General features: G+C 67.2%; 24 protein-coding genes. 15 read left to right on the forward strand and 9 right to left on the reverse strand.

Features of this window, described 5'->3' with window-relative positions:
* Positions 1–7 precede the first annotated feature (7 nt).
* From KZ810_RS06810 to KZ810_RS06840, 7 genes are all read left to right on the forward strand, one after another.
* Complete coding sequence (locus KZ810_RS06810) at positions 8–343, forward strand: ArsC family reductase (RefSeq protein WP_219768402.1); 336 nt, start codon at positions 8–10, stop codon at positions 341–343.
* A 52-nt stretch (positions 344–395) separates the two neighbouring features.
* On the forward strand, positions 396–830 hold the full coding sequence (locus tag KZ810_RS06815; RefSeq protein WP_219768214.1) for a hypothetical protein: 435 nt from the start codon (positions 396–398) through the stop codon (positions 828–830).
* A gap of 22 nt (positions 831–852) precedes the next feature.
* Complete coding sequence (panB, locus tag KZ810_RS06820) at positions 853–1,731, forward strand: 3-methyl-2-oxobutanoate hydroxymethyltransferase (protein ID WP_219768215.1); 879 nt, start codon at positions 853–855, stop codon at positions 1,729–1,731.
* 73 nt (positions 1,732–1,804) lie between these two features.
* Entirely contained in the window at positions 1,805–2,515 is a 711-nt protein-coding gene (locus KZ810_RS06825) for a tetratricopeptide repeat protein (protein ID WP_219768216.1), read from the forward strand.
* The gene (locus KZ810_RS06830) at positions 2,512–3,849 is read left to right on the forward strand and encodes an outer membrane protein assembly factor BamB family protein (protein WP_219768217.1); all 1,338 of its coding nucleotides are present in this window, start codon (positions 2,512–2,514) and stop codon (positions 3,847–3,849) included. The genes KZ810_RS06825 and KZ810_RS06830 overlap by 4 nt, the downstream gene beginning before the upstream one ends.
* A 77-nt stretch (positions 3,850–3,926) precedes the next feature.
* Positions 3,927–5,294 (forward strand): ribosome biogenesis GTPase Der, encoded by a 1,368-nt coding sequence (der, locus tag KZ810_RS06835; protein WP_219768218.1) that lies wholly within the window; start codon positions 3,927–3,929, stop codon positions 5,292–5,294.
* 99 nt (positions 5,295–5,393) lie between these two features.
* A complete protein-coding gene (locus KZ810_RS06840) occupies positions 5,394–5,804 on the forward strand; it encodes an Hpt domain-containing protein (protein WP_219768219.1) in 411 nt (136 codons plus the stop codon).
* On the opposite strand, the gene KZ810_RS06845 is transcribed toward KZ810_RS06840, so the two are convergent.
* The 8 genes from KZ810_RS06845 to aroQ all read right to left on the reverse strand — a co-directional run bounded on the left by KZ810_RS06845 (position 5,801) and on the right by aroQ (position 14,538).
* Positions 5,801–7,012: a DUF418 domain-containing protein gene (locus tag KZ810_RS06845; RefSeq protein WP_219768220.1), complete on the reverse strand. Its 1,212-nt coding sequence runs from the start codon at positions 7,010–7,012 to the stop codon at positions 5,801–5,803. The genes KZ810_RS06840 and KZ810_RS06845 overlap by 4 nt on opposite strands.
* A gap of 5 nt (positions 7,013–7,017) precedes the next feature.
* A complete protein-coding gene (locus KZ810_RS06850) occupies positions 7,018–7,815 on the reverse strand; it encodes an enoyl-CoA hydratase/isomerase family protein (protein ID WP_219768221.1) in 798 nt (265 codons plus the stop codon).
* Positions 7,816–7,880: 65 nt separating this feature from the next.
* Complete coding sequence (gene purL, locus KZ810_RS06855; protein ID WP_219768222.1) at positions 7,881–10,097, reverse strand: phosphoribosylformylglycinamidine synthase subunit PurL; 2,217 nt, start codon at positions 10,095–10,097, stop codon at positions 7,881–7,883.
* 223 nt (positions 10,098–10,320) lie between these two features.
* Positions 10,321–11,751 carry a phospholipase D-like domain-containing protein gene (locus KZ810_RS06860; protein ID WP_219768223.1) on the reverse strand — a complete coding sequence of 477 codons (1,431 nt, stop codon included), beginning with the start codon at positions 11,749–11,751 and terminating at the stop codon, positions 10,321–10,323.
* Positions 11,748–12,068: an ArsC/Spx/MgsR family protein gene (locus KZ810_RS06865; RefSeq protein ID WP_219768224.1), complete on the reverse strand. Its 321-nt coding sequence runs from the start codon at positions 12,066–12,068 to the stop codon at positions 11,748–11,750. The genes KZ810_RS06860 and KZ810_RS06865 overlap by 4 nt, the downstream gene beginning before the upstream one ends.
* Positions 12,069–12,209: 141 nt before the next feature.
* Complete coding sequence (gene accC / locus KZ810_RS06870; protein WP_219768225.1) at positions 12,210–13,562, reverse strand: acetyl-CoA carboxylase biotin carboxylase subunit; 1,353 nt, start codon at positions 13,560–13,562, stop codon at positions 12,210–12,212.
* A 6-nt stretch (positions 13,563–13,568) separates the two neighbouring features.
* The gene (gene accB / locus KZ810_RS06875; protein WP_373369145.1) at positions 13,569–14,048 is read right to left on the reverse strand and encodes an acetyl-CoA carboxylase biotin carboxyl carrier protein; all 480 of its coding nucleotides are present in this window, start codon (positions 14,046–14,048) and stop codon (positions 13,569–13,571) included.
* A 43-nt stretch (positions 14,049–14,091) separates the two neighbouring features.
* Positions 14,092–14,538, reverse strand: coding sequence for a type II 3-dehydroquinate dehydratase (gene aroQ / locus KZ810_RS06880; RefSeq protein WP_219768227.1), 447 nt, complete (start codon positions 14,536–14,538; stop codon positions 14,092–14,094).
* A gap of 180 nt (positions 14,539–14,718) precedes the next feature.
* Between aroQ and thiS the strand changes: the two genes are divergently transcribed.
* Positions 14,719–15,753 carry a sulfur carrier protein ThiS gene (thiS, locus tag KZ810_RS06885; RefSeq protein WP_219768403.1) on the forward strand — a complete coding sequence of 345 codons (1,035 nt, stop codon included), beginning with the start codon at positions 14,719–14,721 and terminating at the stop codon, positions 15,751–15,753.
* A gap of 85 nt (positions 15,754–15,838) precedes the next feature.
* Positions 15,839–16,021, forward strand: coding sequence for a CsbD family protein (locus KZ810_RS06890; RefSeq protein ID WP_219768228.1), 183 nt, complete (start codon positions 15,839–15,841; stop codon positions 16,019–16,021).
* Positions 16,022–16,117: 96 nt separating this feature from the next.
* Here the strand turns inward: KZ810_RS06890 and KZ810_RS06895 are convergent, their stop codons facing one another.
* On the reverse strand, positions 16,118–17,779 hold the full coding sequence (locus KZ810_RS06895) for a thiamine pyrophosphate-binding protein (RefSeq protein ID WP_219768229.1): 1,662 nt from the start codon (positions 17,777–17,779) through the stop codon (positions 16,118–16,120).
* A gap of 99 nt (positions 17,780–17,878) precedes the next feature.
* On the opposite strand from KZ810_RS06895, the gene KZ810_RS06900 reads away from it, so the two are divergent.
* The 6 genes from KZ810_RS06900 (at position 17,879) to KZ810_RS06925 (ending at position 22,888) form a co-directional block, all read left to right on the forward strand.
* Complete coding sequence (locus KZ810_RS06900; RefSeq protein WP_219768230.1) at positions 17,879–18,799, forward strand: SMP-30/gluconolactonase/LRE family protein; 921 nt, start codon at positions 17,879–17,881, stop codon at positions 18,797–18,799.
* A gap of 59 nt (positions 18,800–18,858) precedes the next feature.
* Positions 18,859–19,524: an HAD-IA family hydrolase gene (locus tag KZ810_RS06905; RefSeq protein WP_219768404.1), complete on the forward strand. Its 666-nt coding sequence runs from the start codon at positions 18,859–18,861 to the stop codon at positions 19,522–19,524.
* 65 nt (positions 19,525–19,589) lie between these two features.
* Entirely contained in the window at positions 19,590–20,324 is a 735-nt protein-coding gene (locus KZ810_RS06910; RefSeq protein WP_219768231.1) for a CoA transferase subunit A, read from the forward strand.
* A 140-nt stretch (positions 20,325–20,464) separates the two neighbouring features.
* Positions 20,465–21,304 carry an HAD family acid phosphatase gene (locus tag KZ810_RS06915; RefSeq protein ID WP_219768232.1) on the forward strand — a complete coding sequence of 280 codons (840 nt, stop codon included), beginning with the start codon at positions 20,465–20,467 and terminating at the stop codon, positions 21,302–21,304.
* A complete protein-coding gene (locus KZ810_RS06920; protein WP_219768233.1) occupies positions 21,304–21,966 on the forward strand; it encodes a 3-oxoacid CoA-transferase subunit B in 663 nt (220 codons plus the stop codon). Before KZ810_RS06915 ends, KZ810_RS06920 begins: the two co-directional genes overlap by 1 nt.
* 43 nt (positions 21,967–22,009) lie before the next feature.
* Entirely contained in the window at positions 22,010–22,888 is an 879-nt protein-coding gene (locus tag KZ810_RS06925) for an alpha/beta hydrolase (RefSeq protein ID WP_219768234.1), read from the forward strand.
* Positions 22,889–22,950: the final 62 nt, after the last annotated feature.

The following is a 22,950-nucleotide window of genomic DNA, read 5'->3' on the forward strand; positions in this document are numbered from 1 at the left end:
TGTTACGATGTACGGCATCCCCAATTGCGACACGATCAAGAAGGCGCGGGGATGGCTGGGCGAGCATGGAATCGCGTTCACCTTTCACGATTACCGAAAGGACGGTCTCGACCGGGCGCTTCTCGACGCGCTGATTGACCGGGTCGGTTGGGAAGTGCTGCTCAACCGCGCCGGCACGACGTTCCGCAAGCTGCCCGAGGCGGATCGTACCGAGCTGAACCGTGAACGCGCCACCGCACTGATGCTCGCGCAACCCGGCATGATCAAGCGTCCGGTGTTGATCGCTGGCGACCGGATCGAAGTCGGCTTCAAGCCCGATCGTTACGCCGCATTGTTCCCCTGATTGCATCGCTCGCTTGGTCGTCGCAGGATGCGAGATGGGGGAGGGGACGATGATGAATGACCGATCAAGCCGCGCGCCGACGTGGTTTCGCATCGTCTCGGTCGTGCTGCTGCTCTGGGCCATCGCGGGCTGCTACGCCTGCGCGCAGCAATTCCGGCTCGGTGCCGACGCGATGGGGTCCGCGAGTTCATACGATCGCGCGCTCTATGCCTCGCTGCCGGTGTGGTACAATGCAGTCTATGCCGTGGCGGTCGGTTGCGGATTGCTCGGCGCGGTCGCGCTGCTCGCGCGATCGGTTTTGGCGATCCCGCTCACCACCCTGTCACTGATCGGCGTCCTGCTCCAGTTCGGCTGGCTGTTCGCGACCAGCGACATCGTCGCGGCGAAAGGCGCGTGGACCGCGATCTTCCCGTTGGTGATCGTCGCGGTCGCCGGGCTGTCGGTGTTGCTCGCCCGTCATGCCCGATCACGCGGCTGGATCGCGTAACCGCACCCGCGTAAGGAGAGCCATGTCCACCACCTTCACGATCGACACCTCGACCAGCCGCGCGACCCCGGTGTCCGCGCCGATGAAGCGGCTGACCGTGCCCGCACTGCGCGCGCGCAAGGCAGCGATCGCGGCAGGTAAGGGCAAGCCGCTCGTCATGCTGACCGCGTACACCGTGCGGATGGCGCAATTGCTCGATCCGCACTGCGACATGCTCCTGGTCGGCGACAGTCTGGGTCAGGTGATCTACGGTTTGCCGTCGACCGTCCCGGTCACGCTCGCGATGATGGCGGCGCACGGCGCGGCGGTGGTGCGCGGCAGCTATCACGCGGTGGTCGTCATCGACATGCCGTTCGGCAGTTACGAAGCCTCGCCGCAGCAGGCGTTCGAGAGCGCGGCGTATTTGCTGAAGGAAACGGGCGCCGCCGCGGTCAAGCTGGAAGGGGGAGCGGCGATGGCGCCGACCGTCGCCTTCCTGTCGGAGCGCGGCATTCCCGTCGTCGGGCACGTCGGGCTGACGCCGCAGGCGGTCAATGCGCTCGGCGGCTACGGCGCACGCGGACGATCGGAGGCGGAAGCGCAGAAGATCGTCTCCGACGCGGAGAGCATCGCTGCGGCGGGTGCGTTCGCCGTCGTGATCGAGGGCGTGGTCGAGACGATCGCGCAGGCGATCACGCGCAGCATCGCGGTGCCGACGATCGGCATCGGCGCCTCCGCCGATTGCGACGGGCAGGTGCTCGTCGCGGAAGACATGCTGGGCCTGTTCGAGCGCACGCCCCGCTTCGTCAAACGCTACGGTGATCTGGCGGGTTACGTGTCGGAACGCGTCGAAAGCTATGCCGCGGAGGTTCGCACGCGTGCCTTCCCGACGGCGGAGCAGGTCTACGCCCCCAAGGGGTGAGGCGCGCGGCCCTTTTGTTTCGCCCGGTGACCGGCTAAGGCGCGGCGACTTTTTTGAGCATGTGGAGCAAGACGTGGCCCTGACGCCGCAGAATAACGAGGCGTTCCTGCGCGAGGTCGACGAGGAATATCGTCGCGAGCAGATGATCGGGTTGTGGCAGCGCTACGGCCGCCTGATCGTGATCGGGGTCGTCGCCCTGCTCGTCGCTTTCGCGGGCTATCTGTTCTGGCAACACCGCGAGCGTGCAGCGGCGGAGAAAGAGGGTGAGACGCTCCAGACCGCCTACGACTATCTTGGCGCCAACGATTTCAAGGGCGCGGCCAAGCCGCTCGCCGAACTCGCGCAGTCGAAGCGCGATGGATACCGGACGCTCGCCTTGTTTTCGCAGGGCGACGTGCTGCTTGCCAAGAACGATCTGAAGGGCGCCGCGGCCAAGTTCGCCGGCGTCGCGAACGATGCGAGCATCGCCAAGCCGTTCCGCGACCTCGCGCTGATCCGCCAGACCGCGGCCGAGTATGACACGCTCAAGCCCGACGTCGTGATCCAGCGGCTGAGCCCGCTGGCGGTGCAGGGCAATGCGTACATGGGAAGCGCCGGCGAGATGGTTGGCGCGGCGTATCTGGCACAGGGCAAGCGCGACCTGGCGGGGCAGACGTTCGCCCGGATCGCCCGCGACACGACCGCGCCCGCATCGCTGCGTCAACGTGCGGTTCAGATGGCGGGTGTATTGGGAATCGACGCACTGCCGCAGGATGTCGCGGCCAGCAGGGGCATGACGGAATGAAGGTTGGCAAGGCGGCGCGGATCGCGCTTGGCCCCGTTGCGCTGAGCATCGCGCTGACGCTGGGCGGCTGCGGCGTGTTCAAGAGCGCGCCGAAGAAGACGCCGACGGTCGGCAACCGCGTATCGATCCTCGCGGGCGAGAACCGCGCCGAGATCGACCCCTCGCTCGCCAGCGTGCAGGTGTTGCTGCCGACGCCGGACGTGAACACCGACTGGTCGCAGTCGGGCGGCAGCGCAGACAAGTCGATGGGGCATCTGGCACTCGCCGCCTCGCCGACGCGCGCGTGGACCGCGCAGATCGACGGCGGCAGCAACCGGCAGCGCCTAGGTGCGGCGCCGGTCGTGGCCGAGAACAGGCTGTTCGTCGTCGACGTCGACGCGACGCTGCACGCCTTTGCCGCCGACACCGGCGCCAAGCTGTGGACTGCCGCGGTTCCCGAGGGCGACAACAACCGTTCGGCACGTTTCGGCGGCGGGGCGAGCTACGACGACGGGAAGGTGTTCGCGACCGACGGGCTGGGCGACGTGGTCGCGTTCAACGCGGCCGATGGCAAGCAGCTGTGGCGTGCGAAGCCGGGCGGCCCGCTGCGCGGCGCGCCGACGATCGCGAACGGCCAGGTCTACGTGCTGAGCCAGGACAATCAGATCTTCGCGCTCGATCAGGCCGACGGCAAGGTGGTGTGGACGCAGAGCGCCAGCCTAGAAACGCAGGGGCTGTTCGGCGTCGCCGCGCCCGCGGTCAGTTCGGGCACGATCGTCGCGGGCTTCTCCTCGGGCGAACTGAACGCCTATCGTTACGAGAACGGCCGCAACCTGTGGCAGGACGCGCTGTCGCGCACCGCGATCTCGACCTCGGTGTCGAGCTTGGCCGACATCAACGCCGACGCGGTGATCGAGGACGGTCGCGTCTATGCGATCGGAGAGGGCGGGCGCATGGTGTCGCTCGATCTCGGCACCGGGCAGCGGTTGTGGGAACAGAACTTCGCGGGCATCTCGACGCCGTGGCTCGCGGGCGAATGGCTGTTCGTCGTCACCGACGACGCACGGGTCGTCAGCCTGTCGCGCGCCAACGGCAAGGTGCGCTGGATCGGACAGCTCCCCGCATTCAAGAACGAGAAGAAGCGCGAGAACGCTTACACTTGGTTCGGCCCGGTGCTGGCGGGCGAGCGGTTGTGGCTGACCAATTCGCGCGGGCAATTGGTCGCGGTATCGCCGGCGGACGGCAGCCAGCAGGCGACGATCGAGGCGGGCAACGCCTTCTCGCTGCCGCCGATCGTCGCGAACAAGACGCTCTACGTGCTCGACGACAAGGGGCAGCTCTCCGCCTACCGCTGAGCGCCTTTAGCCGACCGACTGGGAACGGTCCGAGGTGAGGTGACGGGAACGGCATGATGCGCTAGGTGCGGCGCATCATGTCCCGTTTACCTGTGGTCGCGATTGTCGGCCGTCCCAACGTCGGCAAGTCGACGCTGTTCAACCGCCTTGTCGGCAAGAAGCTCGCGCTGGTCGATGATCGTCCAGGCGTGACGCGCGACCGGCGTGAGGGTGAGGCGCATCTCCTTGGCCTCGATTTCCGCATCATCGATACCGCCGGCTACGAGGACGAGGATCTCGATACGCTGCCCGGCCGGATGCGGCGCCAGACGCAGGCTGCGGTCGACAGCGCCGACGTCGCGCTGTTCCTGTTCGATGCGCGCGCCGGGGTGATCCCGCTCGACGAAGAGATTGCGCGCTGGCTGCGCAGTTCGTCGACGCCGATCGTGCTCGTCGCCAACAAGGCCGAGGGGCGTAGCGGCGAGCAGGGCGTGCTCGAATCGCTCTCGCTCGGCTTCGGCGATCCGGTGCAGCTCTCGGCCGAACATGGCGAGGGGATCGCCGATCTGTTCGAAGCCCTGCTGCCGCACATTGAGCGCGACGACGACACGTTCGAGCAGGAGGAAGAGGACGAAAGCCCCGACGCGCCGCTCAAGCTCGCGATCGTCGGGCGCCCCAACGCCGGCAAGTCGACACTGGTCAACCGGATGCTCGGCGAGGACCGGATGATCACCGGCCCCGAAGCCGGGATCACGCGCGATTCGATCGCGGTCGATTGGGAATGGCTCGGCAGCCCGATGGGCCCGCGCCAGGTGCGGCTGATCGACACCGCGGGGATGCGCAAGCGCGCCAAGGTGCAGGACAAGCTGGAGAAGCTGTCGGTCGCCGATGCGCTCCACGCGGTCGATTTCGCCGAGGTCGTGGTGTTGTTGCTCGATGCGACGCTGGGGCTCGAATCGCAGGATCTGCGCATCGCCGACCGCGTACTGGAAGAAGGCCGCGCACTCGTCATCGCACTCAACAAATGGGACGTATCCGAGGAGCCGTCGAAGACCTTCAACGGCGTCAAGGCGGCGCTGGAGGAAGGGCTGGCGCAGGTAAAGGGTGTGCCCTTGCTGACCGTGTCGGCGGCAACGGGGAAGGGGATCGACCAGTTGATCGCCGCCGCGTTCGAGACCCGCGACGCCTGGTCGCGCCGTGTCGGCACCGGCGAGCTCAACCGCTGGTTCGAGCGAGCGGTCGAGGCGAACCCCCCGCCCGCGCCTGGCGGCAAGCGCATCAAGCTGCGCTACATCACGCAAGCGAAAACGCGGCCGCCGGGCTTCGTCCTGTTCGGCACGCGCGTCGACCAATTGCCGATGAGCTACCAGCGCTACCTGATCAACGGCATTCGCCGCGAACTGGGCTTCGGTGCGGTGCCCGTGCGCCTCACGTTGCGTGCACCCAAGAACCCGTTCGACAGCTGACCCAATTGTAGGAAAGCCCGCCCTCTTCCTTACCGTCCGTTTACCCTCGGGCGGCTAACGTCGGCGTACGACTGTTCTAGAGTGCGAGGGAGGCGGTTAGTGTCGTTCGAAGGAGGAGTGCTGGTCGACCGCGTCGCGCTGGCGCGCGCGCGGGCCGAACTGGGCGGTGATTTTGCGCGTATCCTCGGCTATTTCCGCGAGGATGGGATCAAGTCGCTCGACGCGATCGAGGCGGCGTCGCGCGATGGGAATGCGGCGGCGCTGGTGCTGCCCGCGCACACGCTGAAGGGCGAGGCGAGCCAATTCGGCGCGACGCCGCTCGCCGCGCTGGCGGAGAAGCTTGAAACGCTCGCGCGCGAGTGCGTTGAACTGCATACCAGCCCAGTTGCGGGGGTGTCCGACGTGCTCGCGCTGCGTCCGCTGTTCGAGGCAACGATCAACCTGCTGGAGCGCGAGGCGGCGGCGACCCCGCTGCGCCGCGGCGGCGGCTTCGGTCGCCGCGTCGGCTAACGCCGAAGCGCAGCCGGCCGCCCGCGGACTACGCTGCGCCACAGCCACTCGAGCGGACCGTAGCGATAGCGCGCGAGCCACGCGGGCGACCAGACGAGCATGATCGCCCACACCAGCGGCACGATCGCGTAGAGCCACGTGCGACCGATCACGCCGAACAGGCCGAGGCCCCACCCGGCGAAGACCAGATCCATCAGCAAAGTGGTGCCGAGATAATTGCTGAACGCCATCCGCCCAGCGGCGCCGATCCGCGTCGACAGCGCTCCATCGGGACGAAGCAGCAGGATCACGAGCGCGGCATAACCGACGTAGCCGATCGTCCGGAACGGCTCGCTCACCACCAGTGAACCCAGATATACGTAACGCTGGTCGAAGCCGGTTGCCATCGTGTGCGAGCCGATCGCGGCATAACCGATCAGCGAGAGCGGCACGCAGACGAGGGCGACCCGCGCATAGGCATGGCGAGACCATTCGCCCGTCACGAAGCCCGTGCGAAGTGCCGCCATGCCAAGTAGCATCGCGCCCAGCGTCTCCGCCCCGCCGATGGGGAGGAAGGTGAGGGGATCGAGCGCGTGGTTCCACCGCCACGCCGCGGCCGCGCCGAAACTACCGCGCATCGCGGCGATCTGCTCGAGCAGTTCGGCGCGCGGCGGCACACCGAAGGCGCTGGCGAACCCTTTCCACAACGCGACGTCGCCGGCGGTGGCACGCGCCGCCGCGGCGAACAGGGCGCTGGCAGTCGCCGCATTTAAGAGAAGCGCGACGACGAGCAGGGCGAGCGACAGCAGCACCAGCGTGCGCGTGCTCTGCCGGCCGAAGAACAGCGCAAGCACCCCGACCAGCGCGTAATGCGCCAGAATGTCACCCCACCAGAACAGGTAGAGGTGAATGCAGCCGAAGACGAACAGCCAGAACATTCGTCGCAGGTGCAGCTCAGCACCATTCTCACCTGCCGCGTCGGCGCGCTCGATCACCAGCAGCATCGATGCGCCGAACAGGAACGAGAACAGGCCGCGGAAACGCCCCTCGACGAAAACGAAGTTGAGGAACCACGCGGTCTTTTCGGGCAACTCCGATCCACCCCAGGCGAGCGGGGAGAAATACGCCGCCTCGGGCAGGCCGAACGCGACGATGTTGGCGAGCAGGATGCCCATCACCGCGACCCCGCGGATGACGTCGAGCGATGGGAAACGCGGGGTCGCCTCCACGCGCGTCAGCGTCCCGCGAACGTTGGCGCGCGCTTATCTAGGAACGAGCGCATGCCCTCCTGGAAATCGTCCGAGGCGAACAGCGGCAGCAATTGCAGATAGACGTGCTGGACGTGCGTCTCGAACGTCTCGTTCAGGCCCATCCGCATCATTCGTTTCGACGCCTGTACCGCGAGCGGCGCGTTGGCGGCGATCTCGCGCGCGATCTGCCGTGCCCGGACCAGCACCTCGTCATCGGGAACGACATGGTTGGCGAGGCCGAGCGCGAGGCTTTCGGCAGCGTCAAGCGTGCGGCCGGTGAAGATCAACTCAGCCGCCTTTGCCCCGCCGATCATCCGCGGCAACAGCCAGGTCCCGCCCGATTCGGGGACGATCCCGCGTTTGACGAAGGGGGGGGCGAGCTTCGCATTCTCGGCCATCACCCGGATATCGCAACCGATCGCGAGGTCCATGCCATAGCCCGCGGCCGAGCCGTTGAGCGCGCAGACGACAGGCTTGTCCATCGCGAACAGCACGGTCGGCGGTGCGGTGCGCAGGTCGATCGTCGGCGGGTGCCGCGCGTCGCTGGCACCGATCCCGTCGCCGCTCGTGGCGGCGTTGAGGTCGAGCCCGGCGCAGAACGCCCGCCCCGTGCCCGTCAGGATGACGACGCGCACCGCGGGATCGTCGTTCGCGCGCGTCAGCAACGCGCCAAGCATATCGAGCATCGCGTGCGAGATCGTGTTGAGCCTCTCGGGCCGATCGAGCGTCAGCGTCGCAATACCATCCGCCACATCGTAGCGGACATCCTGATCGTCACTCATGGCACCATCCTCCCCGGTCACGCCAGCGTTGTGCGGCAGACCGGGGCGAAGGTACAGCGGCTCGCCTACAGCGCGGCCTCGCTCGCCATCAGCGCGGGGAAGAAACCCTCGTGCGCGCGGCGCAGGTCGGCGAGCGAGACCGCATAATCACCGTCGCGCAACTCGAAGATTACGCGCGCGCCGATCGCGCGCCCGAGCGGTTCGGCATCGATCCCGGCGTCGAGCGCGGATTGCAGGAAATCGAGCAAGGCATGGTCGTGGACCGTCGCGACATAGACGCCCTGATCCTCCGCGAAGAGCGAGGCGGCGGTATCGAACGGCAGCGCGCGGTCGATCATCGCGCCGATGTTGCCCGCGAGCGCCATCTCCGCGATCGTGACCGCCAGGCCACCGTCGGACACGTCGTGGACCGCGGAGAGCTGGCCTGCATCGATCGCGCGGCGGACGAAGTCGCCGGTGCGGCGCTCCGCGTCCAGGTCGACGCGCGGCGGCGGCCCTTCCTCGCGCGCGTGCAGTTCGCGCAGCCACAGCGACTGGCCGAGATCGCCGCGGCGCTTTCCGATGACGATGATGATGTCGCCCGCCTGCTTGAACGCGATCGTCGCGCTCTTGTCCCATCGCTTCAGCAGCCCGACGCCGCCGATCGCGGGGGTGGGCAGGATCGCCGAGCCACCGCCGGTCGCCTTCGACTCGTTATAGAGGCTGACGTTCCCCGACACGATCGGGAAATCGAGCGCGCGGCACGCCTCGCTCATCCCCTCCAGACATCCGACGATCTGCCCCATGATCTCCGGCCGCTGCGGGTTGGCGAAATTGAGGCAGTTGGTGACCGCGAGCGGCAATGCGCCGACTGCGGTCAGGTTGCGCCACGCCTCCGCCACCGCCTGCTTCCCGCCCTCGACCGGGTCGGCGTAGCAGTAGCGCGGGGTGCAGTCGGTGGTCATCGCCAGCGCCTTGGCGGTGCCGTGGACGCGCACGACCGCGGCATCGCCGCCGGGGCGCTGCACCGTGTCGGCGCCGACCATGTGGTCGTACTGCTCCCAGATCCAGCGGCGGCTGGCGATGTCGGGCGAACCCATCAACCTCAGCAGATCGGCGGCGGGGTCGCGGCACTCGGGCACGTTCACCAGCGCCTTGGCCGGCGGCGTGGGCACGTGCGGGCGGTCGTAGAGCGGCGCGTCGTCGGCGAGGGGGCCGAGCGGAATGTCGCAGACGGTCTCGCCCTGCCATTTGAGCACCATCCGCCCGGTATCGGTGACGTGGCCGATGACCGCGAAGTCGAGCTCCCATTTCTCGAAGATCGCTTGCGCGAACGCCTCGCGGCCGGGTTTCAGCACCATGAGCATCCGCTCCTGGCTTTCCGACAGCATCATCTCGTACGGCGTCATGCCGGTTTCACGTTGCGGCACGTCGTCCATGATCAGTTCGATGCCGACGCCGCCCTTCGATGCCATCTCGACCGATGACGAGGTGAGCCCGGCCGCACCCATGTCCTGGATCGCGACGATCGCGTCCGACGCCATCAATTCGAGGCACGCCTCGATCAACAGCTTCTCGGTAAAGGGATCGCCGACCTGGACGGTCGGGCGCTTGGCATCGGCATCCTCGCCGAAATCGGCCGAGGCCATCGTCGCGCCGTGGATGCCGTCGCGCCCGGTCTTCGACCCGACGTAAACGATCGGATTGCCGACGCCGGATGCGGCCGAATAGAAAATCTTGTCCGTGTCGGCGACGCCGACGGTCATCGCGTTGACGAGGATGTTGCCATCGTAGGCCGGGTGGAAGTTCACCTCGCCGCCGACCGTCGGCACGCCGACGCAATTGCCGTAGCCGCCGATACCGTGAACGACGCCCGAGATCAGGTGGCGCATCTTGGGGTGGTCGGGCCGCCCGAAGCGCAGCGCATTCAGGTTCGCGACCGGGCGCGCGCCCATCGTGAACACGTCGCGCAGGATGCCGCCGACGCCGGTCGCCGCGCCCTGATAAGGCTCGATGTACGACGGGTGATTGTGCGACTCCATCTTGAAGATAGCCGCCTGGCCATCCCCGATGTCGATCACGCCGGCGTTCTCGCCCGGACCGCAGATCACCCAGGGCGCTTCCGTCGGCAACTTCTTCAGGTGGATGCGGCTCGACTTGTACGAGCAATGCTCGCTCCACATCACCGAGAAGATGCCGAGTTCGACGAGGTTCGGCTCGCGGCCGAGCGCGTGGAGCACGCGGTCATATTCCTCGGGCGACAGGCCGTGTTCGGCGACGATCTCGGGGGTAATCGAAGTCATGTGGGCGCGCATAGCGGGGGAGGCGTGCCGATGCCAGCGCAGCCGATCGTGATGTTCGCGCGTTCCTGTCTGAGAAGGAGAATATCCGATGACCGATCCGACCGAGCTGACGCCCGAGGAACTGAAAGACGTCGCCGCCGAGGAAGAGCACGAAGGCGTGGTCGATCAGCAGAGCGCGAACGAGGCCGCGACCGAGGGCTGAGCCGCGGCGCGGGCCTCTCGGTCAGCGGCGGCGGTGCCGACGACGCTTGAGACGACGCAGCAATCCGCGTTTCTCGAACGCCTCGAACATCTCCGCCGGGCCCTCGGGATCGAGCACCTCGTTCTCGGCGAGCCACGCCTCGACACCATTCAGATCGGGAATTTCGTACGGGATCAGCGTCTTGCCGTCGCCGCGCAGCCGCTCGATCGTGGCGATCAATCCGTCGCGCCTTATGCCGCCGCTGACCTGCGCCACCTCGACTGCAAGGTGTTCGGCAAGCAGGTCGTCGCGGATCGCCGCGATCCGATCACCGTCGTCCGCGATCGTCACGTCGCATTCGGTGTCCAGCCGCAGCGAACGGTTGTTGAAGTTGGACGAGCCTATGCGGATCACGTCGTCGTCGATCACCATCACCTTGGCATGGCAGTAGATGCCGGTGCCGTCGGTCGTCACCGGATGATACATGCGAAACCGCTTGGCATGGTCGCGGTGCTGCAATTCGGCGACTAGCCGGGCGCGCGCGGTGTCCATCGCGATCGGTTCCAGCCAGCCTTGCGCGCTCGTCGGATTGATGACGACGATCTCGGGCGGATCGGGCTCGGCGAGACGCTTGGCGATCGCCTCGGCGATGCGGCGCGAGGCGAAATACTGGCTCTCGGCGTAGATGCGATGCTTCGCGCGCGCGATCAGCGCGAGGTAGAGTTCCTCGATCTCTAGAATTTCCTCCTGCCCGTCGTGCAACGGTTGCGAGCGGGAGATGGCGACGTCAACGTCGGAGAATTCGACGGGCAGGCTTTCGGGCCAGCATTCGCCGATGTGCGACGGCGGCGTGATCTCGCCACCACCCGCGATCATCCACCGCGCGCGGCACAACTCACCGAGCGCGCGCGCAACCGGACCCTGGAGCGCGGTGGTGACATCGTGCCACGGCTTGTACGAGAAGCCGTTGGGCGAGCGGCGGCGATCGTCGTCCGCGACATGGTCGCGCGTATCCCAGCGCTCGTCGGTCATGTCGATCCCGCCGCAGAATGCCATGCAATCGTCGATCACGACGATCTTCTGGTGTTGCGACGCGGCGGTCGGGTGGTGGCCGTCGAGCTTCAGGTGGATGCGTTTCTCGCGGAAGCGCCAGCGCGTCAGCATCCACAGGGTGCGCCCGCGAAACAGCGTCTTGATCGCGCCCTTGTCCCAGCGAAGAATATAGACCTGGAGCGTCGGGGTACGCTTCACCAGCCACTGGATGAAGTCGCCGACCGTCGTCGGCGCCTCGGGATGATCGTCTTCGTAGGCGAGCGTGATTCGCGCGTCGAAATCCCAGCCGACCAGCATGATCTGCTGCTTGGCATTCAGCATCGCCTCGCGCGCGACGCGGAAGTAGGCGTCGGCATCGATGATCACCGCGGCCCTCGTCGCGCGCTCGACGCGCCAGCGGGTCTTCTCCGGCAGCGTCACAGGATCGCCCGGATCGCGGAGGGCGGGCGGCCGAGGCGCACGCCCTTGTCGGTCTCGACGAGCGGACGCTCGATCGTGCGCGGGTCACGCACCATCAGGTCGAGCGCGGCGGCGTCATCGGCGACGGCCGGCGCATCCTTGCGCAGCGCGTCGCGCGGATTGATCCCGGCGACCGCGTAGAGCCGAGTAAGTTCGTCGCGCGTCGGCGGCTGCTTGAGATAGTCGATCACCGTCACCTCGGCGTTCGCCCCGTGAAGGATTGCGAGCGCCTCGCGCGATTTGGAACAGCGTGGGTTGTGGAGGATCGTCGCCTTCATCGCCGGGTCTCGTGCATGACGCCTTCTACTGCGCATCGGTCGGCGGTCCAGAGCGTCACGGTCTTGTGCGTGCGTACGCAACAAAAAGCCGGGGCAAGCTCAACGACTTGCCCCGGCGATAATCTTTCTCGCTGATGCAGATCAGGCGTCCTGACGCGCCAGCCAGTCCTCGAGCCATTTGATCGTGTAATCGCCGGTCTGGAACTCGGGATCGTCGAGCAGCGCCTGGTGGAGCGGGATGGTGGTCTTCATCCCCTCGATCACGAACTCCTCCAACGCACGGCGCAGGCGGCGCAGCGCACCCTGGCGCGTGGTGCCGTAGACGATCAGCTTGGCGATCATGCTGTCGTAGTAAGGCGGCACCTTGTAGCCGGCGTAGAGCCCCGAATCGACGCGGACGTGCATGCCGCCGGGCGCGTGATATTGCTTCACGAGGCCGGGCGAGGGCGCGAAGGTGCGTGGGTCCTCGGCGTTGATGCGGCACTCGATGGCGTGGCCGCGGAAGACGACGTCTTCCTGCCTGAGCGTCAGCGGCTCACCCTCGGCGATGCGGATCTGCTCGCGCACGAGATCGAGCCCGGTGATCGCCTCGGTCACCGGATGCTCCACCTGCAGTCGGGTGTTCATCTCGATGAAGTAGAACTCGCCGTTCTCCCACAGGAACTCGATCGTGCCCGCACCGCGATAGCCCATGTCGGCCATTGCGCGCGCGCAGATGCCGCCCATGCGCGCGCGTTCCTCGGGCGTGATGACGGGGGAGGGCGCTTCCTCCAGAACCTTCTGATGGCGGCGCTGGAGCGAGCAGTCGCGCTCGCCCAGGTGGATCGCGTTGCCTTTGCCGTCACCGAAAATCTGAAACTCGATGTGGCGCGGATTGCCGAGATACTTCTCGATATAGACGGTCGCGTCGCCAAACGCGGCCTTCGCCTCGCTGCCCGCCTGCGCCATCAGCGTTTCGAGCTGGTCGGGCGAGGTGCAGACCTTCATGCCGCGTCCGCCGCCGCCCGAGGCCGCCTTGATGATCACGGGATAGCCCGCGCGCTCGGCGATCACCTTTCCTTCGTCGACGTCGCTGACCGCGCCGTCCGAGCCGGGGACGAGCGGAAGCCCAAGCGCGCCCGCGGTGCGCTTCGCCTCGATCTTGTCGCCCATCGTGCGGATGTGCTCGGGCTTGGGCCCGACGAAGATCAGGTTATGCAGCTCGACGATCTCGGCGAACTTGGCGTTCTCGCTGAGGAATCCGTAGCCCGGATGGATCGCGTCGGCGCCCGAAATCTCGGCTGCCGAGATGATGTTGGGGATGTTCAGATAGCTTTCCGCCGCGGACGGCGGGCCGATGCAGATCGCCTGATCGGCGAGCCGCACGTGCATCGCGTCGGCGTCGGCGGTGGAGTGCACCGCGACCGTCTTGATCCCCATTTCATGGCAGGCACGGTGGATGCGGAGCGCGATCTCGCCGCGATTGGCGATCAGCAGTTTCTTGATCTGCGGCACGCGTGCTTACTCGACCACCACGAGCGGCTGGTCGAACTCGACCGGCTGGCCGTTGTCGACCAGCACCGCCTTGACCGTGCCCGCTGACGGCGCCGTGATCGGGTTCATCACCTTCATCGCCTCGACGATCAGCAGCGTGTCGCCCGCCGCCACGGTTTGCCCGACGCTCGCGAACGGCTTAGCACCCGGTTCGGCCGCCAGATAGACGGTGCCGACCATCGGCGAGCGCACGGCGTTGGCGTGATCGGGCGCGGACGGGCCGGCGTTGTCGACCTGGGGCGCAGCGGCGGGAGCCGGGGCGGGCGCAGGCGCGGCGGCATAGTGCATCGGCGCGGCGGCGACCTGCGCCGCTTTCCGCGCGACGCGGATCTTGCGATCGCCGTCCTCAACCTCAATCTCGGTCAATTGCGTGGTGTCAAGCAACTCGGCGAGCTGGCGCACGAGGTTCACGTCGACCTGCATTGCCCCGCCATTTGCGTCATTCATGTCGGCCATCAGCCTTGATTCCCCTTCAAGGGCGCGCGCTGTGTCAGAACTGTGCCGCCGCTTCAAGCGCGAGGGCGTAGGACAGCGCGCCGAATCCCGCAATGGTTCCGCGCGCGGCACGACTGACGAACGAGGTGTGGCGGAATTCCTCGCGCGTGTGCGGGTTGGACAGGTGGACCTCGATCACCGGCGTGCGGATCGCCTTGATCGCGTCGTGGATCGCGATCGAGGTGTGGGTGAACGCTCCCGCGTTCAGGATCACCGCGCGTGCGTCATATGCCTGCGCCTCGTGTAGCCAGTCGACCAGATGCCCCTCGTGGTTCGACTGCCGCAGGTCGATCGCGAGCCCGAGCTCGCGTGCGCGATCCTCCAGCCGCCCGGCGATGTCGTCGAGCGTGTCGTGGCCGTAGATCTCCGGCTCGCGCGTACCGAGCAGGTTCAAATTGGGGCCGTTCAGCACGTAAACGGTGGCGTGGTCGGGTGCGGGCATGGGCTGCTTTCTTGAACAAGGGGCAGGGGGGGATTAGGTGCCGGTGCATCACCGCGCTAGCCCGCTTGCCCGTTCGTTGTCGAAGGGCCGCGCTCCGTTTCGCCGGGAAGGCGGGGCGTGGGGCCAGCGATCATCCAGCCCGACGACGGACGGGGGCGTGCGCCCTCGATGCACATGACCATGCCCCATTCCGACGGAACCGTCTCGATTGTCGTCAACGGCGAGCACAAGCGCGTGAAGGCGGGGTTGTCGATCGCTGCACTCGCCGAGCAACTCGGGCTGGTGCCGGAGAAGGTGGCGGTGGAACGCAACCTCGAGATCGTGCCGCGCTCGACGCTGGCGCAGGTCTGCGTCGAGGACGGCGATGAGCTGGAGATCGTCCATTTTGTCGGCGGTGGCGACCATCCGGTCGCGGGGGGCGGCGGCGATCACGCGAAGCCGATCGCGGACGACACGTGGAGCGTCGCGGGCAAGACCTTCCGGTCGCGGCTGATCGTCGGCACGGGCAAGTACAAGGATTTCGCGCAGAACGCCGCCGCGCTCGAGGCGTCGGGCGCGGAGATGGTCACGGTCGCGGTGCGCCGCGTCAACGTGTCCGATCCGACTGCACCGATGCTGACCGACTTCATCGATCCCGCGCGCGTCACCTATCTGCCTAACACCGCGGGCTGTTTCACGGCCGACGAGGCGATCCGCACGCTCCGGCTGGCGCGCGAGGCGGGCGGCTGGGATCTGGTCAAGCTGGAGGTGCTGGGTGAGGCGCGAACGCTCTACCCCGACATGCGCGAAACGCTGAAGGCGACCGAGGTGCTGGTGCGCGAGGGTTTCAAGCCAATGGTCTATTGCGTCGACGATCCAATCGCGGCGAAGCAATTGGAAGAGGCGGGTGCGGTCGCGATCATGCCGCTCGGCGCGCCGATCGGGTCGGGGTTGGGCATCCAGAACCGGGTCACGATCCGGCTGATCGTCGAAGGCGCCAAGGTGCCGGTCGTCGTCGACGCGGGGGTCGGATGCGCATCCGACGCTGCGATCGCGATGGAGCTGGGCTGCGACGCGGTCTTGATGAACACGGCGATCGCCGAGGCGAAGGACCCGATCATGATGGCGGCTGCGATGAAGGCGGCGGTCGAGGCGGGGCGGATGAGCTACCGGGCCGGGCGCATGGGGCAACGCCGCTATGCCGACCCGTCGAGCCCGCTCGCGGGCCTGATCTGAATCAAACCGGGCGCGGAACAACCCACGGGCATCCTCGTTTCCTCCTCACCGGGTTCAATCAGCCTGAAACGAAGGAGTAATCGCGATGGGTGAACTGACCGACAAGATCAAGGGCAACGTAAACGAGCTGGTCGGCAAGGCCAAGGAAGCTCTCGGCGAGCACAACAACGACGCCAGCCTGAAGGCCGAAGGCGAAGCCCAGCAGGCCAAGGGCAAGGGCGAGCAGATGAAGGGCAGCGTCAAGGGCGCGCTTGGCGACGACATCTGATCGCAGCGATCATTCGCTTATGAAGGGGCCGCTCCACGTCGTGGGGCGGCCCTTCTTCTTTGCGCCTACGGCGGGATAACTGCTCCCGCCGACCGATCAACGGTTGCGAATCGCCTCTAGCGTCGTCGCCGCGGTGATGACTTCGACGTCGGTCTTCAGGTGGAGCAATCGGACGCCACCCTGCGCCATCGCGCGGTCGAGTGCGGGCGCGAAATCGGCAGTCGCTTCGACCGTCTCCGACCAGCAGCCGTACGCCCGCGCGAGCGCGGCGAAGTCGGGATTGTGCAATCGGGTGGCCGAGACGCGCCGAGGAAACTCGCGCTCCTGATGCATGCGGATCGTGCCATAGGCGCCGTTGTCGACGACGATGACCAGCAGCGATGCGTCGTGCTGGACCGCAGTTGCCAGTTCCTGACCGTTCATCAGGAAGTCGCCGTCTCCCGCCACCGCAACCACCATGCGCTCCGGCCGCCGCAAGCTTGCGGCGACCGCCGCTGGAACGCCGTATCCCATCGCGCCTGACGTAGGGGCAAGCTGCGTGCCCGGCCCTGCATAGCGCCAATAACGGTGCCACCAGCCCGAGAAATTACCCGCGCCGTTGCAGATGATCGTGTCGGCGGGCAGCCGCTCGCGCATGGCCGCGACGCAGGGGCCGAGATCGAGCGCGACGCCTTCGCGCGGCGCGGGCGTGGTCCACGCCTCATATTCCGCGCGCGCGTCCGACGCGGCCGGGTGCGCAGGGCCGTCGAGTGCGAGAAGCGCCTCGGCAAACTCCGCCATGCCGGCACAGATCGCGAGGTCGGTGCGGTATGTCATGCCCAGCTCGTTGGCGTCGGGATGGACGTGGACCAGCCGCTGGCCCGAATGGTCGGGCGTGACGAGCGTGTAGCCGTCGGTCGTCGCCTCCCCAAGCCGAGGGCCGACGACCAGCAGCAGATCGGCGGCCTTCACCCGCGCAACGAGCCTGGGGTTGGGGCCGTAACCGAGATTGCCGGCATAAGCGGGGCAGTCGTTCGGCACCGCATCCTGCCGCCGGAATGCGGCGACGAGCGGCACGCCGACACGGTCGGCCCAGGCTGCAATGTCCTCGGCGGCGCGCTCGTCCCAGCCCGCGCCACCGAGAATCGCGACGGGGCGCTCCGCGGTCGCGAGTAGGTCGGCAAGCTGCGCCATGGCGGCCGCGTCGGGCGCCTGCGCGGCTCGCTCGACGCGCGGTCGGTCGATTGCCTCGACCCGGTCGAGCAGCATGTCCTCGGGCAGTGCGAGCACGACGGGGCCGGGACGCCCGTTCATCGCGACCGAATAGGCGCGCGCGACATATTCGGGGATACGGCGCGCATCATCGATCCGCGCGACCCATTTGGCGACCGGCGCGAACATCGCCTCGAAATTGATCTCCTGAAACGCCTCGCGGTCGCGCGTGCCGCGGTCGACGTCGCCGACGAACAGGATCATCGGCTGCGAATCCTGCCGGGCGACGTGGACGCCGATGCTGGCGTTCGTCGCGCCCGGCCCGCGCGTCACGAACGCAATGCCGGGGCGGTGCGTCAGTGCGCCGTCGGCGCAAGCCATGAACGCGACTCCGCCTTCCTGTCGGCATACGACGGTGTCGATCGCGGGCGCGTCGTGCAGCGCGTCGAGCACCGCGAGGAAACTCTCCCCCGGCACGGTGAAGATCCGCTCGCATCCTTGCGCGACGAGTTGGTCGACGAGGATGCGGCCACCGGTCCGGCTCTTTTGAATTTCGATGGTCTCCATGACCGGTGCCTAGCCCGTGCGGCGTCGTGGCAGCAAGCGCTTGCGCTTCGCCGCAACGTGCCCGATCCTCCCCGGCAAAAGAGCGAGAGGATCACGATCATGGCGGCATTCGAGCTGGTGGCGGATGGGTTGCGCTTTCCCGAGGGGCCGGTCGTCATGCCCGACGGCAGCGTCATTCTTGTCGAGATCGAGCCCGGCCGCATCACGCGCGTGACGCCTGACGGGCGCAAGGACGTGATGGCGACGCCCGGTGGTGGCCCGAACGGCCTCGCGCTCGGGCCCGACGGAATGCTCTATTGCTGCAACAACGGCGGCTTTCACTACGTCGAGAACAACGGGATGCTCGCGCCCCACGGGATCGCGGCGGACTATTCGGGCGGGCGGATTGAGCGGATCGACCCCGCGACGGGGCGGGTCGAGGTGCTGTACAAATCGGGCGACCACGGCGTCACGTTGCGCGGACCCAACGACATCGTCTTCGACGCGCATGGCGGCTTCTGGTTCACCGACCACGGCAAGGTCGATTACACCGCGCGCTGCCACGACGTGGTCGGGATCTTCTACGCGAAGGCCGACGGCAGTTTCATCGAGGAGGTGATCTTTCCGTCGATGAATCCGAACGGCATCGGCCTATCACCCGACGGCAACACGCTTTACGCCGCGGAAACCTACACGTGCCGGCTGATGAAGTTCAACGTGACCGCACCCGGCAAGGTCGCGCCGGACGCAGGGCCGGGCGGTCCGGGCATCCCGCTGTACCGCCCGGCGGGATATAAATTCTTCGACTCGCTGGGGATGGAGGCATCGGGCAACATCTGCGTCGCGACGATCGGCGAATGTGGGATCAGCGTCGTCTCTCCCGGCGGGGAACTGGTCGAATTCGTCTCGACCGACGACATATTCACGACCAACATCGCCTTCGGCGGTTCCGACATGATGGACGCATACATCACGCTGTCGGGCACCGGACGCCTCGTGAAGACGCGATGGGCGCGGCCGGGACTGAAGCTTCGGTATTGAGCTTGCGCGCCGGGCGCGTGGACAAGCGCCGCGCGAGCGGCGATGAGCACCGGCGAACGATGGGGGACAAGCAGGTGCGCGACACGGTGATCTTCGATTTCGGCGGCGTGATCACGTCGTCGCCCTTCGAGGCGTTCGCGCGGTTGGAGCGCGAGCGCGGGCTGCCGCATGATCTCATCCGCCGCATCAACGCGACTGACCCCGACACGAACGCCTGGGCAAGGTTCGAGCGCGCCGAGCTCGATGCGACGGGGTTCGATGCAGCTTTCGCTGGGGAAGCTCGCATATTGGGGCACGAGGTTCGCGGCGAGGATGTGCTCGCGCTGCTCTCGGGCGATATCCGCCCGCGCATGGTTCACGCGCTCGATTGGTTGAAACGGAACGGCTATCATCTCGGCTGCATCACCAACAACGTGCCCGCGGGCGAGGGCGCGGGTATGTCGCGCTCGGCGGAGAAGGCGGCGCTGGTCGCCGAGGTGCTCGAACGATTCGATCATGTGATCGAATCGAGCAAGGTGGGGGTGCGCAAGCCCGACCCGAAGATCTACCGGATGATGCTCGACACGCTCGGCAAGGCAGCCGACCAGTGCGTTTATCTCGACGACCTGGGCATCAACTGCAAACCGGCCGCCGCGCTCGGCATGACCGCGATCAAGGTGACGAGCGAAGGCCAGGCGCTCGACGATCTGGCGCGCGTTCTGGGTGTGATGCCGGGTTCGTTCTGACGCGGGGGCGTTGACCGGTTCGGTTGCGCCTCGCTAAGCGGCGACGCGAGAGAGAGGCGTAGCCGATGAAGAAGCTTTACCCCGATGCGGCGGCGGCGCTGGAAGGCCTGCTGTTCGACGGCATGACGATCTGCGCCGGCGGCTTCGGCCTGTGCGGCGTGCCCGAACGATTGATCGACGCGATCCGTGACGCCGGCACACGCGACCTGACGATCGCTAGCAACAACGCCGGGATCGATGGCGAGGGGCTCGGCAAGCTGCTGCGCACGCGCCAGGTCAGGAAGATGATCTCGAGCTACGTCGGCGAGAACAAGGAGTTCGAGCGGCAGTATCTGTCGGGAGAGTTGGAGGTCGAGTTCTGTCCGCAGGGGACGCTCGCCGAGCGTTGCCGTGCGGGCGGCGCGGGCATCCCCGGCTTCTACACCAAGACCGGCGTCGGCACGTTGGTGGCCGAGGGCAAGGAGGTTAAGGCGTTCGACGGCGAGGAATATATCCTCGAACGCGGCATCCGCGCCGACATCTCGATCATCAAGGGATGGAAGGCGGACGAGAGCGGCAACCTGATCTTCCGCAAGACCGCGCGCAACTTCAACCAGCCGATGGCGACCGCGGGCCGTGTCTGCGTCGCCGAGGTGGAGGAAGTGGTGCCGGTGGGCACGCTCGATCCCGACCACATCCATCTGCCGGGTATCTATGTGAAGCGGATGATCGTCGGCGCGCCCTACGACAAGAAGATCGAGTTCCGCCTGACGCGTCCCCGGCCGGAGGCGAGTGCGGCTGTGGCAGGGTCGGAGGTGTGAAACCGCTAGTCGCGCTGTTGGCGGTGACGGCCCTTGCCGGGTGCGTCTCGCAGACCGTTGAAGAGCGCCTCGCGAACCAGGTGCACAACGCGACGCACCCTCACATTTTTCGCATGGTCCCTGAGGCTCCGCCGTCCGGCATGGCGTACCTCTACGGTTCGGCCGAAGCGGATGCGCTTAGCGAACAGGCGTATAACGGCATGCTCGGCTACGTCCGCGCGCTCGTCGACCGCGCGCGTGATTCGCGCGGGCGACTGCCGCACCAGCGCGCGGGCGGAACGCTGCCGCGCTGGGCGGCGACCGCCTCGGCGGTGCTCGCGGCGGGGTCGACCGCGGCGGTGCCGCAGCCGGCGTCGTGCGGTGCGCTGCCGCCCGCGGTGGTGCTCGACATGGACGAGACCACCGTCCTGAACCTCGGGTACGAATATAACGATGCGCAGACTGGTCAGCCGTACGACGCGAAACGCTGGGACGCGTGGGAGCGCGAAGGCGCGGACAAGCTGGTCGCGGTGCCGGGCGCGGTGGCCGCATTCCGGCAATTGCGCGCGATGGGCGTCGCGGTCGTCATCAACACCAACCGCAGCGCGGCGAACGCCGCCGATACCGCGCAGGCGCTCGCCGACGCCGGCCTCGGCACGTTCGAGCACGGCACGACCCTGTGGCTGAAGGGCGACGTCGACGGCAAGTCGGGCAAGGACGGCAGGCGACTGGCAATCGCCAAGCGCTACTGCGTCGTCGCGCAGATGGGCGACCAGCTCGGCGACTTCGCCGATTTCTTCAACCCGCCCGGCCCTGCGCCCGCCTCTGGCCGCCGCCTGCTGCCGAGCACCAGCCGCCTCGTCGCGCGCTGGGGTTCGGGGTGGTTTATCCTGCCCAATCCCGTCTACGGCACCGGTCTCGGCTCGGGCTGGGACGATACCTTTCCCGCGGCGCGCCGCTGGGCCTCTCAACCGGCTCCCGAGCCCCAAGGAGTGAAGTAATGGCCGACCCAAAGAGGGCTGATGTGGCGGGCTGGGATCGCAATGGCATGGCTGCGCGCGCAGCGAAGGAGCTTGAGGACGGCTTCTACGTCAATCTCGGCATCGGAATCCCGACGCTGGTTGCGAACAACATCCCCGAGGGCATGACCGTCACGCTCCAGTCGGAGAACGGGATGCTCGGCATCGGCCCGTTCCCGTACGAGGGCGAGGAGGACGCCGACCTGATCAACGCGGGGAAGCAGACGATCAGCGAGCTGCCGCAATCGGCCTATTTCGGCTCGGAGCAGAGTTTCGCGATGATCCGCGGCGGGCACATCGACCTGACCGTGCTCGGCGCGATGGAGGTGGCGGAGAACGGCGACATCGCGAACTGGATGATCCCGGGCAAGATGATCAAGGGCATGGGCGGCGCGATGGACCTGGTCGCGGGCGTCAAGAAGATCATCGTCGTGATGGAACATACCTCGAAGGACGGCAGCCCGAAGTTCATCCCGACGTGTTCGCTGCCGCTGACGGGGCGGAACGTGGTCGACATGATAGTGACCGATCTGGCGGTGTTCCAGCGTCCCGATCACCAGTCACCGTTCCGGCTGATCGAATTGGCGCCCGGCGTTACCGCGGACGAGGTCGCGGCGAAGACGACGGCGCATTACGACGCCTGAGCCTGGGCGCGCGGCAGTGATCTGGCGCTGGCTAGCGGGCGCGATGGCAGCGCTACTTCTGGCGGCCGCAGCGATCTACCTTTTCGTGCCCGCGCCACGCGTGCTGAGCTGGCTCGATGCCGCGATGGGCGGCGGGCGCGGGGTCGAGTTGGTCGGCGACGCAGTGTCGTTCGGAAGCGACGGACAGACGCTCGACGTCTGGCGCCCGGCTGCGACGGCGGCGGGCAGGCGGCCGGTAATCGTGTTTATCTACGGCGGCGGGTGGGCGAACGGGGATCGCCGCAGCTACGCCTTTGCCGCCCGCGCATTCGCGCGCGCCGGCTTCGTCGTCGTCGTGCCCGATTATCGCAAGGTACCCGAGGTCCGCTTCCCCGCTTTCGTTCAGGACGGCGCGGCGGCAGTGCACTGGGTGCGCGACCATGTTGCCGAATATGGTGGCGACCCGGCGCGCGTCGCGCTCGCGGGGCATTCGGCGGGCGCGTACAATGCGGTGATGCTGGCCCTCGACCGCCGTTGGTTAGGCGCGGAGGGTGTCGACCCGGCGATCGTCAAAGCAACGGTGGGGCTGAGCGGACCGTACGACTTCTATCCCTTCGACAAGCCGCGTTCGCGCGCGGCGATGATGGGGGTCACCGATCCGATGGCGACGCAGCCGATCAGCTTCGCGCGCGCCGATGCGCCGCCGCTGCTCCTCGTAACCAGCAGCCGCGACACGCAGGTGCGCCCTTACAATGCCTATCACCTGTTCGAGCGCGTTAGGGCCGCGGGCGGGCGTGCCAAGCTGGTCGAGCACGACGGGCTCAGCCACGAAAATGTCGTCATGGCGCTGTCAGTGCCGTTCCGGCGACTGGCCCCAGTGCTGGAGGAGAGCATCACCTTCATCGACGCAGCAATGGGGCAGGGCGAGACTGCGGTGAAATAAAGAAATGAATGTGGGGGCTTCCGCATTGTTTCCTTTCGCCTCCTGTCGATCGCGGTTAAGGC

The organism is Sphingomonas citricola (genome assembly GCF_019429535.1).
Lineage (GTDB): Bacteria > Pseudomonadota > Alphaproteobacteria > Sphingomonadales > Sphingomonadaceae > Sphingomonas > Sphingomonas citricola.

What these genes read in the sequence shown, in the direction of transcription:
- KZ810_RS06865 (WP_219768224.1), bottom strand. Translation starts at nt 12,068, where the DNA reads ATGAAGGCGACGATCCTCCACAACCCACGCTGTTCCAAATCGCGCGAG.
- KZ810_RS06920 (WP_219768233.1), top strand. Translation starts at nt 21,304, where the DNA reads ATGGCCGACCCAAAGAGGGCTGATGTGGCGGGCTGGGATCGCAATGGC.
- KZ810_RS06890 (WP_219768228.1), top strand. Translation starts at nt 15,839, where the DNA reads ATGGGTGAACTGACCGACAAGATCAAGGGCAACGTAAACGAGCTGGTC.
- KZ810_RS06925 (WP_219768234.1), top strand. Translation starts at nt 22,010, where the DNA reads ATGGCAGCGCTACTTCTGGCGGCCGCAGCGATCTACCTTTTCGTGCCC.
- KZ810_RS06895 (WP_219768229.1), bottom strand. Translation starts at nt 17,779, where the DNA reads ATGGAGACCATCGAAATTCAAAAGAGCCGGACCGGTGGCCGCATCCTC.
- KZ810_RS06905 (WP_219768404.1), top strand. Translation starts at nt 18,859, where the DNA reads ATGGGGGACAAGCAGGTGCGCGACACGGTGATCTTCGATTTCGGCGGC.
- KZ810_RS06810 (WP_219768402.1), top strand. Translation starts at nt 8, where the DNA reads ATGTACGGCATCCCCAATTGCGACACGATCAAGAAGGCGCGGGGATGG.
- thiS (WP_219768403.1), top strand. Translation starts at nt 14,719, where the DNA reads ATGCCCCATTCCGACGGAACCGTCTCGATTGTCGTCAACGGCGAGCAC.
- panB (WP_219768215.1), top strand. Translation starts at nt 853, where the DNA reads ATGTCCACCACCTTCACGATCGACACCTCGACCAGCCGCGCGACCCCG.
- KZ810_RS06830 (WP_219768217.1), top strand. Translation starts at nt 2,512, where the DNA reads ATGAAGGTTGGCAAGGCGGCGCGGATCGCGCTTGGCCCCGTTGCGCTG.
- KZ810_RS06910 (WP_219768231.1), top strand. Translation starts at nt 19,590, where the DNA reads ATGAAGAAGCTTTACCCCGATGCGGCGGCGGCGCTGGAAGGCCTGCTG.
- accB (WP_373369145.1), bottom strand. Translation starts at nt 14,048, where the DNA reads ATGAATGACGCAAATGGCGGGGCAATGCAGGTCGACGTGAACCTCGTG.
- KZ810_RS06915 (WP_219768232.1), top strand. Translation starts at nt 20,465, where the DNA reads ATGGCGTACCTCTACGGTTCGGCCGAAGCGGATGCGCTTAGCGAACAG.
- der (WP_219768218.1), top strand. Translation starts at nt 3,927, where the DNA reads ATGTCCCGTTTACCTGTGGTCGCGATTGTCGGCCGTCCCAACGTCGGC.
- KZ810_RS06815 (WP_219768214.1), top strand. Translation starts at nt 396, where the DNA reads ATGAATGACCGATCAAGCCGCGCGCCGACGTGGTTTCGCATCGTCTCG.
- KZ810_RS06900 (WP_219768230.1), top strand. Translation starts at nt 17,879, where the DNA reads ATGGCGGCATTCGAGCTGGTGGCGGATGGGTTGCGCTTTCCCGAGGGG.
- purL (WP_219768222.1), bottom strand. Translation starts at nt 10,097, where the DNA reads ATGACTTCGATTACCCCCGAGATCGTCGCCGAACACGGCCTGTCGCCC.
- aroQ (WP_219768227.1), bottom strand. Translation starts at nt 14,538, where the DNA reads ATGCCCGCACCCGACCACGCCACCGTTTACGTGCTGAACGGCCCCAAT.
- KZ810_RS06850 (WP_219768221.1), bottom strand. Translation starts at nt 7,815, where the DNA reads ATGAGTGACGATCAGGATGTCCGCTACGATGTGGCGGATGGTATTGCG.